The 16,303-nt window shown below is 60.2% G+C and carries 10 protein-coding genes, 1 other RNA gene and 1 pseudogene; 10 read left to right on the top strand and 2 right to left on the bottom strand.

Annotation, left to right across the window (positions count from 1 at the left end):
• The first annotated feature begins 117 nt into the window (after positions 1–117).
• The 3 genes from ssrA to N8H22_RS18675 all read left to right on the top strand — a co-directional run bounded on the left by ssrA (position 118) and on the right by N8H22_RS18675 (position 4,461).
• Positions 118–496, top strand: a transfer-messenger RNA (tmRNA) gene (ssrA, locus tag N8H22_RS18685).
• Between the two features lie 98 nt (positions 497–594).
• On the top strand, positions 595–3,036 hold the full coding sequence (locus N8H22_RS18680) for a site-specific integrase (protein ID WP_264591995.1): 2,442 nt from the start codon (positions 595–597) through the stop codon (positions 3,034–3,036).
• Between the two features lie 165 nt (positions 3,037–3,201).
• Positions 3,202–4,461: a site-specific integrase gene (locus N8H22_RS18675; RefSeq protein ID WP_264591994.1), complete on the top strand. Its 1,260-nt coding sequence runs from the start codon at positions 3,202–3,204 to the stop codon at positions 4,459–4,461.
• A 1,346-nt stretch (positions 4,462–5,807) separates the two neighbouring features.
• Here the strand turns inward: N8H22_RS18675 and istB are convergent.
• Positions 5,808–6,611, bottom strand: a complete 804-nt coding sequence (gene istB, locus N8H22_RS18670; protein WP_011911830.1) for an IS21-like element ISPst3 family helper ATPase IstB — start codon at positions 6,609–6,611, stop codon at positions 5,808–5,810.
• Positions 6,604–8,103: an IS21-like element ISPst3 family transposase gene (gene istA / locus N8H22_RS18665; protein ID WP_125020941.1), complete on the bottom strand. Its 1,500-nt coding sequence runs from the start codon at positions 8,101–8,103 to the stop codon at positions 6,604–6,606. Before istA ends, istB begins: the two co-directional genes overlap by 8 nt.
• On the opposite strand from istA, the gene N8H22_RS18660 reads away from it, so the two are divergent.
• From N8H22_RS18660 to ftsH, 7 genes and pseudogenes are all read left to right on the top strand, one after another.
• Positions 8,047–8,370 (top strand): peptide-methionine (S)-S-oxide reductase, encoded by a 324-nt coding sequence (locus N8H22_RS18660; protein ID WP_262384545.1) that lies wholly within the window; start codon positions 8,047–8,049, stop codon positions 8,368–8,370. The genes istA and N8H22_RS18660 overlap by 57 nt on opposite strands.
• 184 nt (positions 8,371–8,554) lie before the next feature.
• Positions 8,555–8,818, top strand: a complete 264-nt coding sequence (locus tag N8H22_RS18655) for a hypothetical protein (protein ID WP_003116633.1) — start codon at positions 8,555–8,557, stop codon at positions 8,816–8,818.
• A gap of 223 nt (positions 8,819–9,041) precedes the next feature.
• A pseudogene (locus N8H22_RS18650) lies at positions 9,042–9,314 on the top strand (helix-turn-helix domain-containing protein); the annotation flags it as partial.
• A gap of 44 nt (positions 9,315–9,358) precedes the next feature.
• A complete protein-coding gene (locus tag N8H22_RS18645; protein WP_023657737.1) occupies positions 9,359–9,928 on the top strand; it encodes an Hsp20/alpha crystallin family protein in 570 nt (189 codons plus the stop codon).
• 94 nt (positions 9,929–10,022) lie between these two features.
• Complete coding sequence (clpK, locus tag N8H22_RS18640) at positions 10,023–12,872, top strand: heat shock survival AAA family ATPase ClpK (protein ID WP_264591993.1); 2,850 nt, start codon at positions 10,023–10,025, stop codon at positions 12,870–12,872.
• A 16-nt stretch (positions 12,873–12,888) separates the two neighbouring features.
• A complete protein-coding gene (cls, locus tag N8H22_RS18635; protein WP_003279748.1) occupies positions 12,889–14,319 on the top strand; it encodes a cardiolipin synthase in 1,431 nt (476 codons plus the stop codon).
• A gap of 27 nt (positions 14,320–14,346) precedes the next feature.
• Positions 14,347–16,164 (top strand): ATP-dependent zinc metalloprotease FtsH, encoded by a 1,818-nt coding sequence (gene ftsH, locus N8H22_RS18630; RefSeq protein ID WP_264591992.1) that lies wholly within the window; start codon positions 14,347–14,349, stop codon positions 16,162–16,164.
• Positions 16,165–16,303 lie beyond the last annotated feature (139 nt).

Genomic DNA, 16,303 nt, shown 5'->3' with positions numbered 1-16,303 from the left:
TCGACAAGCCGACCCGCCACCCCACCACTGTACATTTTGTAACCAGCATGGCTAAAAAGTGATCGACACGGCAAACGCTTCGCCGTATAGTCGCGCCCAGCACCACAAGCGACACCAGGGGCCGATTAGGATTCGACGCCGGTAACGAAACTTGAGGGGCATGCCGAGTTGGTAACAGAACTCGTAAATAAACTGTTGCAAACCTATAGTTGCCAACGACGACAACTACGAAGGGTACGCGCTAGCCGCCTAACCTTCATCTGGTCGCTTCGGCGCCAGCGGTCACTAGGGGATGCCTGTAAACCCGAAATGACCGTCAGATAGAACAGGATCGCCGCCAAGTTCGCTGTAGACGTAACGGCTAAAACTCATACAGCTCGCTCTAAGCACCCTGCCAATCGGGCGGCGCGGAGTTAACTCAGTAGATCTGGCTAAGCATGTAGAACCGATAGCGGAGAGCTGGCGGACGGGGGTTCAAATCCCCCCGGCTCCACCAATTCAACACTGAAACCCGTCTAGAACGCGGGTTTCAGCCCAGATTTGATGGCATTGGATTACTCACAGTCCGTCTGTGAATCCAAAAGGTATGCCATCATGTCCAAGCGCCAAAGCAAAACAGGTGTCCCCCACCTGGTCTATCAAGCCAACTCTGGCTTCCAGTACTACCTCACATTCCCGAAGCATTTCGCGGCCAACCCGAAACTGCCTGCGCAAATCCGGTGGTCGCTCAGCCACGACGAAGCCCTGGCCCGCGATCTCGCTAAGTACCTGAATGCTTCTTTCGAGCACTTCCTTGCCAAAGCAACAGAGCACTACGTCGAGCTCTTTTCTGACCGCCTGCTGGTTGACCTCCAAAGGTTTCACCTTGCGGTAGCGGAAGCACTTAAATTCGCCGACCGAGTTTGGAAAGTCCGCCCGTCGCCAATGAAGCTCGCGAACCAAGACCTTTCGGTCGCCCACGCTCGCATGATGAAAGAGAGTGCCGAGCGTGTAGTGCTCTATAGCCACGAGCCAGGGGGCGAAATTTTCTTCGCACTGACACCAACGCCCGCACTGGTAAAAGCGCTTGGGGTCGGGTTCGTACGCTTTGACTGGCCGCTCGGAACCAGCAACCAGAACGTGGCGAGCGACGCTGCCCGGTACATTTACGCTGCCCTTGATGTACTCGAGACAGTCCCACCCTCTCCAGGGCGCTATTCGAAAGAATCTCCTGCGTTTGCAGCGATGACGCTTTATGAATACCTGTGCCATGCCCGCCCAGACCAGGGTCGGAATCTCATGCACATCCCCCAAGCACTACCGCAATCTCGGCAAGCTTTGCATTTTCATCTTCAGCAAGCCAACGCGATGCATCTGAAGCTGCGCATCATTGATCGAGCGCTCTTGGTGCAGGAGGAGTCGGGGCTTTATGTGATGCTTATCGAACTTGATCCGCTGTGCATGAAAGCGCATCTGAGAGAAAAGAAAAGCTTTCGGGTTGAGCTGCTCACTAGCTCCATCATCATTGCGGTCCTCATGCTGACGTATACGCTGCAGAAGGTTGATAAGGTGCTGTTGCGTTACTTTCAGGAAGACGATCACCAAGATCCTTACGCCCAAGCCATGCAGGAAATCGGTGACCTGGTTCGGCGGATGTTGGGTTCTGCTGCAACCACCGAGCCTATGCAGACGATTCCGGAGCTGAACTCGCCGACAGATACTGTGGCACCGCCACAGGATCCAGGCACGCTCGCGTTGCTGAATGCGCTCGGGAGCGTTCTGCCCGACGCGCAGAAAGCGAAGCTTGAAACCCTCTTTACGCAACCTTCGGTCAGCGAACGCATTGTCTCGCCGACGAGCAGTCCAAACGCAGGGCTGAGCCTCGCAGCATTGGTAAAGGAATACGAAGAACGGCAAATTCGTGAAGGAGCCTGGGCCAATCCGCGGACTCGCATTACCGCAAGGGCCCGCCTGGCAGGCCTGTGCGAACTGCTTGGCGGGCACCGGCAAGTCGGAACGCTGAGTCGTGCCGAATTCAACACACTACGCGATCATTTGCGCAGCTATCCGAAGAACCGGCATCGCCTCCGTGCCACGCGTAACCAGCCGCTAAGTAAGATCATTAGCGACGGTAAGTTCGAGCCAATCAACCCTCGCACCGCGAAGAAGTTTTTCGAATTGGCGAGGGCGCTTGTCACCTACGCCCATGATCAAGGTTACATCACCGAAAACATCGCGGCCGGATTGGCGTTCAGCACGAAAGGTGCCGAGGCGCCTAGGAAGCGCACATATAGCCCAAGCCAAATCGAGAAGCTGCTTCACGGCCCGGCCTACACGCTGACCCAGCCGCCTCGCTGGCGTCTGGACGACTACAAGTTTTGGTTACCGCTGCTAGGCCTCTATACCGGCGCGAGGCTCAGCGAGCTGTGCCAGCTACGGCTCGAAGACATTCGGCAGGAGCTCGGCGTTTGGATCATCAGCATCAATCGGACAGGGTCGAAGCAACTCAAAACATCCGACTCTGAACGGCTAGTGCCCATTCACAAGCAGCTGATCGAGACAGGCTTCCTCGACTATCACCAAGCTCGCCTGGACATAGTTAAGCAGGATATGAAAGCTCCTCTTTTCGAAAATATCCGTGTCTACGGTGATCTTTCTCCTGGGCACGTTGCGAGTCGTTGGTACCTGGGCTCAAGCCAGGGCAGTCATGGCTACTTGGGGCTCTGCGGCCTCGGAGAGGAGGGCCTGACGTATCACGGCCTACGGCATACTTTTATCAACCAATTCCGCAGACAGAACCTCGACCTCGCGAAAGCTAAAGCACTCGTGGGTCACGCTGATAAAAGTACAACTGGCGGCTATGGCGACTGCTATCCGGCAGGCGTCCTCAAGGACGAGCTCGACAAAATCGATTTCGGCCTTGGCTTGGATCACATCCATTACCGGCACTATCAGGGGCTCCAGAAAGCACAAGGTGACTTTAAAGTCGGGCGGCCGGTGGGCACGCCATTCCCGAACGTGCGAGCTCCTAAGCGCCACTGGAAATCGTACGCATAAGGCCTAGCCAAACAGAGGCGGGAGCCCTGCTCCTGCCCTTTTTACACATCCCATAATTATTGACAAAGTGTCAATAAAAACTATCGAATGTATTTTTCCAATAGATTATCTTGACTGGTCATTTATACAGTAATAATCTCGAGCCTCACCCACCGTGAGGTATATATGAATGTAACGTCCCCTATCTCCATTCCTTTTTATAAGGGCCTGAGCCTGATTGTAGAGCCTGGCCATGAAGAGCACTTGCGAATCGCCTTGGCGAACATCTCCGCGGTAACGGACGCGATCAACCGCTTCCACTCTTCACCGTTACTTACCGAGTTCATGGACACTACGCTGTCCCGCTTCCTGCGAGAAAACACTTACGCAGGAAAGTCCGAGCATATGCTGCGGGCTCGAATGGAAAAGCTGAAGGTCATCCTGACCCGAGATAACCCTACACGCCGAGTCGCTGAGCTTGATCGAGCTGATGTGCAGCGTCTAAAGGATCAGTTGCCATTGTTACTGAAGCAGAACTCGGCTTCGGGAAGTAAAGGCGCAAACCTCACGACCTATTACCAGCTGTTCAATCGCATGCTGGACGAGGCGCTGGAGAGCAAGCTGATTACTGATGCGATCAAGGTTGCTACTTGCAGTACAAAACAGGCCGAGGTCACCAAGCCATTTCTAGATAGCAACCTGATTCAGATGCTCTCCGGCTGGCCTTACCAAAAGTACCTCGCGGGCACACTGCCCAAGGTCTACCAAGACGCCAAGCCGTATCGGTTCTGGTTGCTTCCTCTCGGGCTCTACACCGGCGCGCGGCTCAATGAACTCTGCCAGCTTCGTGTGCATGATGTGATCCGGGATGTCCACGGCGTAGAGCTCATCGACATAAACGATAACGGCTACAACAAGTCGCTAAAAACGGGCTCATCGGCACGGCAGATTCCGATCTGCACGAAGCTTGTGGAGATGGGTTTTATAAATTTCGTAGAGGAACGACGACGGGCCGATGGCAACGATGCATTGCTTTTCGGCGAGCTGAGCTTTGACCCGAAGCACTTATACTCCCGCGATCCGAGTCGTTTTTTCTGCGGGCCGTGTACGGGAACGGGATACATCGGTCAGCATTGTCCGCCGGCCGTTAATGGCGGGCTCAATTTTAAAAGTCTCCGTCGTTCGTTTGCCGTCCGGCTGGAACGGTCAGGCATATCTCCGTCCACGATCGCCCATCTGCTGGGCCATGAGGGCGGTGCTCCGGAGGTCACAGCAGACCACTACTTGGAAAAGCCGCTGAGTTTGAGATTACTGGAGCAGATGGAACGCGGCCTGACTTACAACATCCAGACCGACGAGATTCGCTGGGAGCATTTTAAAAAGCTGCTCAATAGCCAGGTGGGACGTGGAAAGCGCGGGAGGAAAAGTAAGCTGCAGCTTTACTAACGCATAGAGCGGGAACGATCATCGCTTGGAGATGGTTATGAGACAGGATGAATAAAAGGCCGCAGCTAATCTGCGGCCTTTTTCGTTCTGAACACAACAGGAAAGAAACCGTATATTCACACGACTGCGGGTATCACTTGCGGCGACCGTTGGAACACCCAATCGCTGAGCACGCTCTTCCACCGAAAAATTTGGATCGGCTGCGACGCGAATTTCGTGACAGTCGGCGGTTACTGCCACACAAATCGCACTTGAAGCATGGGCGCTTTGGGATCAGACCGAACGCTGCATCATAGCTCCGTGACAAACACCCGGCACGGTCCCCCGGCGCATCGACGCGCACTAGGTGCCGCAAGCCCTAAGAGTGACACGGCGAGAGTGCAGCACTCGAGTCATGCGGCATGGTGGTCGTGATAGAACAAGTGTGCAGCGGCAATCGGGCCCGAGTTTGTTAGGCCGGATACGGGGGCGCGCTCGCGGAGGCGCAGCTCACGTCTTCTGCTAAATCGCCATTTCGGCCAGGCAACGCCTGGCGGCTAGAGCTTTGACAACAAAATTGCGGGGGCATACTTGAAGCAGCGAAGCGTTCCTTCAAGTATGCCCCCGCGCCCCATACTTGAAACCTTCAAGTATGGGGCAGTTGAGCATTTTGGGCGTTTGCAGGTAAGCGAAACGAATGTGGAGCGAGACCGAGCAATAAGACCAAAATGATCAACTGCCTTCGCGAAGCGGCTGCCATTGTTGTCAAAAAAGCAGCTTTCTTCATTTGCCGCGGGTAAATGGCTAGCTCAAATTTCGATGCTATGCATGGCTACCTCTGCTAAAGCGGAAGAAGCCTGCTCACGTCCGCTTCCTCTATGGAATGCGCAACATTTCTATGCATCGACCGCCGCTTGGTCACCTCCCATTCTGCTAACCCACCACGTCTTAAGTCAGGAAAGTACGCACCTCTCAACAGACAAACGCTCCGTAGCGCTATTCCTGTACCAGCCTCCCGATGACTTCATCGCACTCGAAATCGGTCGACCTTCCTTTTCCCCCTTCATGCCCAAACGGTAGACTGAGACACAACACAGCAGTGTCGTTCTCAGAAGGTTACCCATGTCCAAACTCGCCGAATTCAAAGCTCTAGAAGCCCAGCTCGCAGCCCAATGTTGGCGCTGATGGAAAATTGACCCACCCTGCCGATTGAAATTTGACCCAGGGCGGATTGCTGATTTTGTTACCAGCAACTGTGGATAAGTCTACCAGCGCAGCTGCTGTTGCCCCCACTCCTTCGCTAGCCCAGTTCAGTTGTTTAAGACCTGCCACACGCAGCCATGTAGCAGGCCGTCGTCGCCATGAAATCAGAACGGCTCATCGTCCTCCGGTTCCTGGCCGCCCTTACGCTTTCGCTCCCGTGATTTGATCTTGGCCTGGGCCGCCAAGCTACTGTGTTGCAGGCGATAGGACTCGTTACCGGTTTCGACGATGTGGCAGTGGTGGGTCAGCCGATCCAGCAGGGCGGTGGTCATCTTGGCGTCGCCGAACACGCTCGACCATTCGGCGAAGCTCAGGTTGGTGGTGATCACCACGCTGGTGTGTTCGTACAGCTTGGACAGCAGGTGAAACAGCAACGCACCGCCAGCCTGGCTGAACGGCAGATAACCCAGTTCGTCGAGGATGACCAGATCCATGCGCAGCAGTGCCTGGGCGATCCGCCCGGCTTTGCCGTCGTGTTTTTCGCGCTCCAGCAGATTGACCAGATCGACCGTGGAGTAGAAGCGCACGCGCTTACCGTGCCGGGTGATGCCGGACACGGCCAGCGCGGTGGCTAGGTGGGTTTTACCGGTGCCTGGCCCACCGATCAGCACCACGTTCTGCGCGGTGTCGGTAAAGGCCAGGCTGGCCAGCTCGCTGATCAGGCGTGCGTCGGCGCTAGAGGCGTTGAAATCGAAGCTGGCCAGATCGCGGTGCATCGGCAGCTTGGCCATGTTCATCTGGTGGCTCACCGAGCGCATGGCGCGATCTGTGTGCTCTTGTTCCAGCAGGTGTTCGAGCAGCCACTTGGACGAGGCTGTGTTCGACTCACCCTGTGCAGTTAACTCCGCCCAGGCCGTGGCCATGCCGTGCAGGCGCAGCTCCTTGAGTTCCGCCATCAAATCACGCATGACCGACCTCCTCGGCCTGGCCACGCAGGCGGTCGTAGCGCGCCGTGTTAGCGACGGGGGCTTCCTTGAGCGACAAGTGGGTTTCGACGCTGGGTGGTGGTTCGGTCGCGGCCAGGCGCGCCACGACATTGAGGATGTGTTCGGCGCTCAGGCTGCCGCTTTCCAGTACCAGCTCAACAGCCACCAGCACCGCATCGAGCCCGGCGACTGGTACGGCAGCCAGAACTTGCGCCATGATCCGGTCACCGCCGGCATGACGCCCCAGACCGTGCTTAAGCTGACGCAGCGGCGCCGGCAGATCAGCAAAGGGCGCGCCGTTGCGCAGCGCACCGGGCTTGCGTTCGATCAGCGGGAGGTAGTGCTGCCAGTCATAGCTGACCTGGTCGCGATCCAGCAAGCGGACATGGCTGGCGATCAGCGCGTCGTCAGCCACCACCTCGATTCGCGTCGGATACAAACGGCTGCTGACCCACTTACCCGCGTACTCACACGGCACCGAGTAGCGGTTGCGCCCGACGCTGACCAGGCAGGTGCTGGAGACCCGCGCAGGCCGCTCGACGTAACCGTCGAATGGCGCTGGCACAGGCATCAGTTCAGCGCGCTCCAACTCCAGCACTTCGGCCACACTCAGCCCGCTGTATTGAGGGTGCGTCAGCTCGTTCCAAAGCGCGCGGCAGCGCTGGCCCAGCCAGGCATTGAGTTCCTCGACGGAGTGAAACTGGCAGTCCTGGGCGTCTAGCCAGATACGCCTGCGGCTGTCTTGCACGTTCTTTTCAACGATGCCCTTTTCCCAACCAGCGGCGACGTTGCAGAAGTCCGGATCGAACAGGTAATGCGCGCACATCACCGCAAAGCGCGCATTCACCGCCCGGCCTTTGCCCTTATTGACCTTGTCGACGGCGGTCTTCATGTTGTCGTAGATGCCCCGGCGCGGCACGCCGCCCAAGGAGCCGAACGAGCGTGTATGGGCGTCAAATAACATCTCATGGCCCTGGCTCGGATACGCCACAAGCCAGAACGCACGGCTGGCACACAGCTTCAGATGTGCCACCTGCATACGCCGGTAAATGCCGCCGACCAGCAAGCCTTCCTCGCTCCAGTCAAACTGAAACGCCTCGCCAAGAGCAAAGGTCAGCGGCACAAAGGCCTGCGACGCCTTGCCCTGTCCCCCTCGCCAGGCACGGATAAACGCGGTGAGCTGGCTGTAGCCACCGTCATAACCTTCGGCTTTGATTTGCGCCAACAGCGCCTTGGCACTGCGCTGCTGTTGCTTGGGCCGCAGCGAATCGGCTTTTAGCGCCTGCTCCAGCGTGGCGTGAAAAGGGCTGAGTTTGTTGAAGATCGCGCGGCGTTGGTAGACCGGCGGCTTGGCCTCAGGTGCTCTGACCCACTTGCGAATCGTGTTGCGCGCCAACCCGGTGCGCTTGGCTATCTCATGCAGCGACAGCTTGTCGCGGAAATACATCCGGCGGATTTTGCCCATCATTTCCATACTGATCACCCTGTGTTCTCCTGCTCAAAAATTGAGCAGGAGCAGTTGAACACCTGGGTCAGTTTTCAGTCGGCAGAACAGCCTCTACTGGGTCAGTTTTCGGTCAGCGGCAACAGCCCAGTGGTAACCACCCTAGAGAGGTTAGCTGAATTTTTCGAGGCTGAGGAGTATCACCAAGACTTCTTCACAAAGAATCCAAGCAACAGATACTGCCAGATATCAATCTCACCAAAGCTCGCAAAACTGGAAAAAATAATCAAAAAATAATCAAACATGTGGCACCACTAGTACCACATAAACTTAGCGATCTGATTCTTCGAAATGGCCTGACTAGAGGTCTCTCTTACAACGTCTGCGATGGAGGCACCGGGTTCAGAACACTCCTGAATGACCTGGGCCTTAAAAGATTTGCTGTAGGTACGGCGCTGAGGGGGCATGGAAAATCCGCTTGATGGGCCATGGCCTTCGGCGGCGGTGTCGGGAAGGTGTGTTGGCAGGACGGATACTGTTGAACTACGTTGTCTGGGGCAACGGAAGTGTTTCGGCCCGACTCTGGAACGCGATCCGCAGCGACGACTGGGCAATTCCGCACGTTGGCCTGAGCAGCCTCGGGGAAATCGTCGGCTGGGCGCGCCCAGACGAGTTTCCGCCAAGGAACATGCAGACGAGCAAGGGGCTGCGGGCACTCGGCTACAACGTGAGGATCGGTGTTTGATCGAGGCGCCTGTGGCACACGCAGGCTGACGAGCCATGCGCTGTCCATGGCCTGATCAGGCCGCCCCGCTGCGCCTTGCCTGAGCAGTTGACCTGCATCAATGGGGCGGGAGATCGCTGTACATTGACTCTTGAAGTTTGTCCTGGTAAGCGCAATACCTTGCAAAGTCTTGCAAGAACTTCCTCAGGCGAGGCCGCGTGACGACGGAACTTGTGGGGGTGGTATGACAGCGCGCCAGCAGGCGATCTTCACACTCGACGAGTTGGCTGCCTACTTGAAAGTCGGCAAGCGGACGCTTTACCGGCTCGCCTCGCACGGGGAGATTCCGGTCTTCAAGGTCGGCGGGACGTGGCGGTTTCGTCAAAGTGAAATCGAACGATGGATCAATGATCAGATCCAAGCAGGCAGAAAGAAGGAGGTGATACGCACAGATGAGCAGCCAAAGTCAGCGGAACACTCCGTGTCGTCTGGGCGCGCTGTCCGTCGCCGCAGGCAAACGGAGCGAGCGAGAGTCTTCAATTTTTCTTCTGGAGGTATGACATGGACATTGATTTCAAGAAGTTGGCTCCCTGGAACTGGTTCAAGAAGGAGCAGGAAGAACAACAGAGCACTGCCTCGCTGCCCGTGCAGCGCAATGACCTGCCGGTGGCGGGTGGGCCCGTCAGTCCCATCCTGCAATTGCACCGCGAGATCGACCGCCTCTTCGACGACACGTTTCGAGGCTTCGGTTTCCCGGCGCTGGCCATGCCACGCTGGCCGTCGGACTGGCCGGGCCTGCTGAAGCCGGCGCTGGACATCCAGGAGACCGACAAGCAGTACAAGATCGCCCTGGAAGTGCCCGGCGTCGAGGAAAAAGACATCCAGATCACGCTCGACAACGACGTGCTGCTGGTGCGCGGTGAAAAGCGTCAGGAGCAGGAAACGAAAGACGGCGGTTTCCACCGGGTGGAGCGCTGCTACGGCAGCTTTCAGCGCGCTCTGAACCTGCCGACCGATGCCAACCAAGACACGATCAAGGCCGCTTTCAAGAACGGCGTACTCACGATCACGATGGAAAAGCGCGAGGCCAGTGCTCCCAAGCAGGGCCGCTCGATCCCGATCAACGGCTGACGCCGATCGGCTCGTCCTCCGAAAAAACCAGGTGAAGGTCGAGGCGCCGTGATCGGTGGCGCCTCGTCAAATCAATCTTTACAGGAGCATCAGCATGGCCAGAAAACAATGCCAAGTCTGCGACCAGTCCGCCACGGTGCGGGTGGAAGCCAATCTCAATGGTCGCCACAGCACCATGCTGTTGTGTGACGATCACTATCGCCAACTGGCGCGCCAGCAAAAGCGCACCGTCTCGCCGCTGGAGGCTCTGTTTGGCTCGCGCAGCGGTTTGTTCGAAGACTTCCTCGGCAGCGACTTCTTCCGCATCGGTGACGATGCACCGTCCGTGGCGGCTGATGCCGACGAAGTGGTCGATGCGTCTTTCGGCGAATCCGCTCCCGCAACGGCGGGCACGGCGCGCCGCCGCGGCAGCGGGCTGGCCAGCCGTATCAGCGAACAGTCCGAGGCCCTATTGCAGGAGGCCGCCCGACACGCTGCAGAGTTCGGGCGCGCCGAAGTCGATACCGAACACCTGCTGCTGGCGCTATCCGACAGCGACGTGGTCAAGACCATCCTGGGGCAGTTCAAGATCAAGGTCGATGACCTCAAGCGCCAGATCGAATCCGAAGCCAAGCGCGGCGATAAGCCGTTCGAGGGCGAGATCGGCGTGTCGCCCCGGGTCAAGGACGCGCTCAGCCGTGCTTTCGTGGCCTCCAACGAACTCGGCCACTCTTATGTCGGGCCGGAGCATTTCCTGATCGGGCTCGCCGAGGAAGGCGAAGGTTTGGCGGCCAACCTGCTGCGCCGTTACGGCCTCACGCCGCAAGCGCTGCGCCAGCAGGTAAGCAAGGTGGTCGGCAAAGGGGCCGAGGATGGCCGCGCCGAGACGCCGACCAACACGCCGGAACTCGACAAGTATTCGCGCGACCTCACCAAGATGGCGCGCGAGGGCAAGCTCGATCCGGTCATCGGCCGCGCGCAGGAGATCGAGACGACCATCGAAGTGCTGGCCCGGCGCAAGAAGAACAACCCGGTGCTGATCGGCGAGCCCGGCGTCGGCAAGACCGCCATCGTCGAAGGGCTGGCGCAGCGCATGGTCGCCGGCGAAGTGCCCGAGACGCTGCGCGACAAGCGCCTGGTGGAACTCAACATCAATGCCATGGTGGCCGGCGCCAAGTACCGCGGCGAGTTCGAGGAGCGCGTGCAGAAGGTGCTCAAGGAAGTGACCGAGCACCAGGGCGAGCTGATTCTCTTCATCGACGAAGTGCACACCATCGTCGGTGCAGGCCAGGGTGGCGGCGAAGGCGGGCTGGACGTGGCCAACGTGTTCAAGCCGATGATGGCGCGCGGCGAACTGAACCTGATCGGCGCCACCACGCTCAACGAGTATCAGAAGTACATCGAGAAGGACGCCGCGCTGGAGCGTCGCTTCCAGCCGGTGATGGTGCCCGAGCCGACGGTAGCGCAGACCATGATGATCCTGCGCGGCCTGCGCGACACCTTCGAGGCGCACCACAAGGTCAGCATCACCGAGGATGCGATCATCGCCGCCGCCGAGTTGTCGGACCGCTACATCACCGCGCGCTTTTTGCCTGACAAGGCCATCGACCTGCTCGACCAGGCGGCCGCACGCGTGAAGCTGTCGGCCACGGCCCGCCCGGTGGCGGTGCAAGAGCTGGAGTCCGAACTGCACCAGCTGCGGCGTGAGCAAGACTATGTGGCTTCGCGCAAGCAGTACGACAAGGCCGCCGAGCTGGGCAAGCGCATCGAGGCCAAGGAGACTGAACTCAAGAAGCTCGTCGAGGAATGGGAACGCGAGCGCGCCTCGGGCAGCGCCGAAGTCAAGGCCGAGCATGTCGCGCAGATCGTCTCGCGCCTGACCGGCATTCCGGTCAACGAGCTGACGGTGGAAGAACGCGAGAAGCTGCTGCATCTGGAGCAGCGGCTGCACGAGCGCCTGGTGGGCCAGGACGAAGCAGTACGTGCCGTGGCCGATGCCGTGCGGCTGTCGCGCGCGGGCCTGCGCGAAGGCGGCAAGCCAGTGGCCACCTTCCTGTTCCTCGGGCCGACGGGTGTGGGCAAGACCGAACTCGCCAAGGCACTGGCCGAGTCCATCTATGGCGATGAGGGCGCGCTGCTGCGCATCGACATGTCCGAGTACGGTGAACGCCATACCGTGGCACGCCTGGTGGGCGCGCCTCCGGGTTATGTGGGCTATGACGAGGGCGGCCAGCTCACCGAGAAGGTGCGTCGCAAACCCTACAGCGTGTTGTTGCTCGATGAGATCGAAAAAGCGCACCCCGACGTCTACAACATCCTGCTGCAGGTATTCGACGACGGGCGGCTCACCGACGGCAAGGGCCGGGTGGTGGATTTCACCAATACCATCATCATCGCCACCTCGAACTTGGGCTCGGACATCATCCAGCGTCGGCTGAAGGCCCGTGGCGCCGCCGGCGAGGAATACGAGAAGACCAAGTCCGAGGTGATGGACGTGCTGCGCGGACACTTCCGCCCCGAGTTCCTCAACCGCATCGACGAGATCATCGTCTTCCATGCGCTGGGCAAGGAGGAGATCCGCCATATCGTCGGCCTGCAGCTCGATCGTGTGGCCCGCAACGCCGCCAGCCAGGGCGTGACGTTGACCTTCGACCAGACCTTGATCGACCACTTCGCGGAGGAAGGCTACAAACCCGAGTTCGGCGCGCGCGAGCTCAAGCGGCTGATCCGCAGCGAGCTGGAAACCGCGCTGGCACGCGAGATGCTCGGTGGTGGCATCGGCAAGGCCGATCACGCCAGCGCCCGCTGGGATGACAAGGCCGAACGGGTGGTCTTCGAGCGCCAGGAGCCAGCCGCGCAGCCGGCCGAGCCTGAAAAGCCCGATGCAGCGAACGTGGCCGAGGCACCGCCGAACGGCGAGAGCAAGCCTGCGCGCAAGAAGAAGTCAGCGGGCGGCGGATCTTGAGCGATGGGAGGCTGTCGTGTCCGACCCCAATGGGCTGACATGGGCAGCCACCCTCGTGTCGCTGGCGGTCGCTGTTCCCACAGCGGGGCACGCGGTCATCTACAAGCGTGACCCTCGATCGGCCACGCTGTGGGTACTGCTGATCGCCTTGTTGCCGCTGGGCGGTTCGCTGCTGTATGGGCTGTTCGGCATCAACCGTTACCAGCGGCGGGCGCGGCGGCTCTTCCCGGGGGCAGATCCTGCTGCTCGGCAGGACCTCTCGCCCACGATGCCCGAGGCTGTATCGCCGCCGCTTGCCGGTCTGGCCCACCTGGTGGGACGCGCCACCGGCCAGTCGCTGACCAGCGGCAACCGCATCGAGCCGCTCATCGATGGCGAGCAGGCCTACCCGGCCATGCTCGCTCCCATCGAATCGGCGCGGCACAGCGTCGCGCTGGCTTCGTACATCTTCGACGGCCAAGGCATCGGGGCGCAGTTCGTCGATGCGCTGCGCCGGGCTCATGCGCGCGGCGTGCAAGTGCGGGTGCTGATCGACGACGTGTATGCCCGCTGGACGCCCCGCAGCGCCTACCGCGCCTTGCAGCGCGCCGGCGTTCCGGTGGCGACGTTCAACCCGACATTGATTCCCGCGCGCCTGCATGCCGCGCATCTGCGCAATCACCGCAAGCTGCTGGTGATCGATGGCGAGACGGGTTTCACCGGCGGCATGAACATCTTCGGTTCGTATTGGCGGCCCGATGCGCCGGGCCAGGCCTGTCACGATTTGCACTTTCGTCTGCGCGGGCCGGTGGTAGAGCATCTGATGCGGAGCTTCACCGATGATTGGTGCGATACCACGGGCGAGCGGCTCAGCAAGGGTTACTGGGGCGAACCGCCCGTAATGGCTGATGAGCAAGGAACCTCTTGGGCGCGCGGCATCGAGGCCGGTCCCGACGAGGCCCTGGACCGGATGCGCTGGACCTTCATGGGCGCTTTGAGCGCGGCGAAGCATTCGGTGCGCATCTGGACACCTTACTTCGTCCCCGATCAGCCGATGATCGCGGCGCTGAGTACGGCCGCGTTGCGCGGCGTGCGTATCGACGTGCTGACGCCCGCAAACGGCGACCATCCCACGGTGCAATGGGCCGCGCGCGCCCACTACTGGCAGGTGCTGGAGCACGGTGTGCGCATCTTCGAACGGCCTGGCCCGTTCGACCACAGCAAGCTGATGCTGGTAGACGGAGCGTGGTGCTGCCTGGGTTCGGCCAATTGGGATGCGCGCAGTTTGCGCCTCAACTTCGAGTTCAATGTGGAGGTGTACGACACCGCGTTGTCTAGGCGGCTGTCATCCCTTTTTGATGCCGCTCGTGATGCGTCGGGCGAGATATCGGCGAAGGCGTTGCGCGCCCGCCCGCTGGCCATCCGCTTGCGCGACGGGGTGGCCCGTCTGTTCACCCCCGTTCTCTAGCGACACGACTTGCGAGGTACCCTGCCCATGGAAAAGAAAGATCAATGGAACATTGGCTACTGGATCGTCGCCGGTCTGTTGCTGCTGACGCTGCAGAACTACTGGCAGGCGGCCAAGACCGTCGAGCCCGTGCCCTACAGCGAATTCGAGAAGGCGTTGGCCGAGGGGCGCGTCGCCGATGTGCTGGTGGCGGACCGCACGGTGACCGGGCGCCTGAAATCGCCGGACAGCCGGGGCAAGACCACCATCGTGGCCACCCGGGTCGAACCCGACCTGGCCGAGCGGCTGTCCAAGTACGACGTGCCCTATGCGCGGGTGGTGGAAAGCACCTGGCTGCGTGATGTGCTCTCCTGGATTCTGCCGGCGGTGGCCTTCTTCGGCGTCTGGTTCTTCCTGTTCCGCCGCTTCGCCGAGAAGCAGGGCATGGGTGGCTTCCTGAGCATCGGCAAAAGCCGCGCCAAGGTATTCATGGAGAAGAACACCGGCGTCACCTTTGCCGATGTGGCGGGTGTGGATGAAGCCAAGACCGAGCTGGTCGAGATCGTCGATTTTCTGAAGAACCCGCAGGAGTATGGACGGCTCGGGGCGCGCATCCCGAAAGGTGTGTTGCTGGTTGGCCCGCCCGGCACGGGCAAGACCCTGCTGGCCAAGGCCGTGGCGGGCGAGGCCGGGGTACCGTTCTTTTCCATCTCAGGCTCGGAGTTCGTCGAGATGTTCGTCGGCGTGGGTGCAGCGCGCGTGCGCGACCTGTTCGAGCAGGCCCGCGGGCAGGCGCCGGCCATCATCTTCATCGACGAGCTCGATGCGCTGGGCCGCGCGCGCGGCGTCGGCGGGCCCATCGGCGGCCACGACGAGCGTGAGCAGACGCTCAACCAGCTGCTCACCGAGATGGACGGCTTCGACAGCTCGGTGGGGCTGATCATCCTCGCCGCCACCAACCGCCCCGAAATCCTCGACCAGGCGCTGCTGCGTGCCGGCCGCTTCGACCGCCAGGTGCTGGTGGACCGGCCCGACAAGAAGGGACGGCTGGACATCCTGAAAGTCCACGTCAAGAAGGTGACGCTGGCTCAGGATATCGATCTCGAACAGGTGGCTGCGCTGACCACGGGCTTTTCGGGTGCAGACCTCGCGAACCTGGTCAACGAGGCCGCGCTGGCCGCGACCCGGCGCAAAGCGTCCGCCGTGGAGTTGCAGGATTTCACCGCCGCCATCGAGCGCATCGTGGCGGGCCTGGAGAAGAAGAACCGAGTGCTCAATCCCAAGGAGCGGGAAACCGTGGCCCATCACGAGATGGGCCATGCGCTGGTGGCGCTGGCGCTGCCCGAAACCGACCCCGTACACAAGATCTCGATCATCCCGCGCGGCATCGGCGCGCTGGGCTACACCTTGCAGCGCCCCACCGAAGACCGCTTCCTGATGACGCGTACCGATCTCGAGCACAAGATCGCCGTACTGCTGGGCGGGCGTGCCGCCGAAAAGCTGGTGTTCGGCGAGTTGTCTACCGGGGCGGCGGACGATCTGGCGCGAGCCACCGACATCGCCCGTGACATGATCACCCGCTTTGGCATGGACGAGGGCCTGGGCTACATCGCCTTCGAGGCGCAGCGGCCCCGCTTTCTCGATACACCTGAACTGGCCCACGGCGGTTGCCGGGTGGCCGAATCGACCCAGGCGCGCATCGATCAGGCTATCCGCGACATCGTGATGGGCGTGTTCGAGCGCGCCTACCGGATTCTCGACATCAACCGCGCGGTGCTGGAGCGCTGTGCGCGCGAGCTGCTGGCGCGGGAAACGCTCGACGAAAGCGATATCCGTCAATTGACTCAAGGACTTGTTCGGAACTGAAAACAGTAGTAGGTGCCATTCAGAGTAAACCGACGGCTCTGTTCAGTGCGTCATCCAATTCGTTGAATCGCCCCTAGTTTCGTAGACACCTCCAGGCCTCATAATACGGCCCACTAGGAGGTGCCATGAGCAACCCGCG

This window comes from Stutzerimonas sp. S1 (assembly GCF_025966695.1).
GTDB lineage: Bacteria > Pseudomonadota > Gammaproteobacteria > Pseudomonadales > Pseudomonadaceae > Stutzerimonas.
The sequence above is the reverse complement of the archived record's forward strand: the minus strand, read 5'-3'. Positions and strand labels throughout refer to the sequence as shown.

Coding starts and splice junctions, on each gene's coding strand:
- istB (WP_011911830.1), bottom strand. CDS start 6,611: ATGCGTGATTTGATGGCGGAACTCAAGGAGCTGCGCCTGCACGGCATG.
- clpK (WP_264591993.1), top strand. CDS start 10,023: ATGGCCAGAAAACAATGCCAAGTCTGCGACCAGTCCGCCACGGTGCGG.
- ftsH (WP_264591992.1), top strand. CDS start 14,347: ATGGAAAAGAAAGATCAATGGAACATTGGCTACTGGATCGTCGCCGGT.
- N8H22_RS18680 (WP_264591995.1), top strand. CDS start 595: ATGTCCAAGCGCCAAAGCAAAACAGGTGTCCCCCACCTGGTCTATCAA.
- N8H22_RS18645 (WP_023657737.1), top strand. CDS start 9,359: ATGGACATTGATTTCAAGAAGTTGGCTCCCTGGAACTGGTTCAAGAAG.
- istA (WP_125020941.1), bottom strand. CDS start 8,103: ATGGAAATGATGGGCAAAATCCGCCGGATGTATTTCCGCGACAAGCTG.
- N8H22_RS18655 (WP_003116633.1), top strand. CDS start 8,555: ATGGGCCATGGCCTTCGGCGGCGGTGTCGGGAAGGTGTGTTGGCAGGA.
- N8H22_RS18675 (WP_264591994.1), top strand. CDS start 3,202: ATGAATGTAACGTCCCCTATCTCCATTCCTTTTTATAAGGGCCTGAGC.
- N8H22_RS18660 (WP_262384545.1), top strand. CDS start 8,047: ATGCAGCGACAGCTTGTCGCGGAAATACATCCGGCGGATTTTGCCCAT.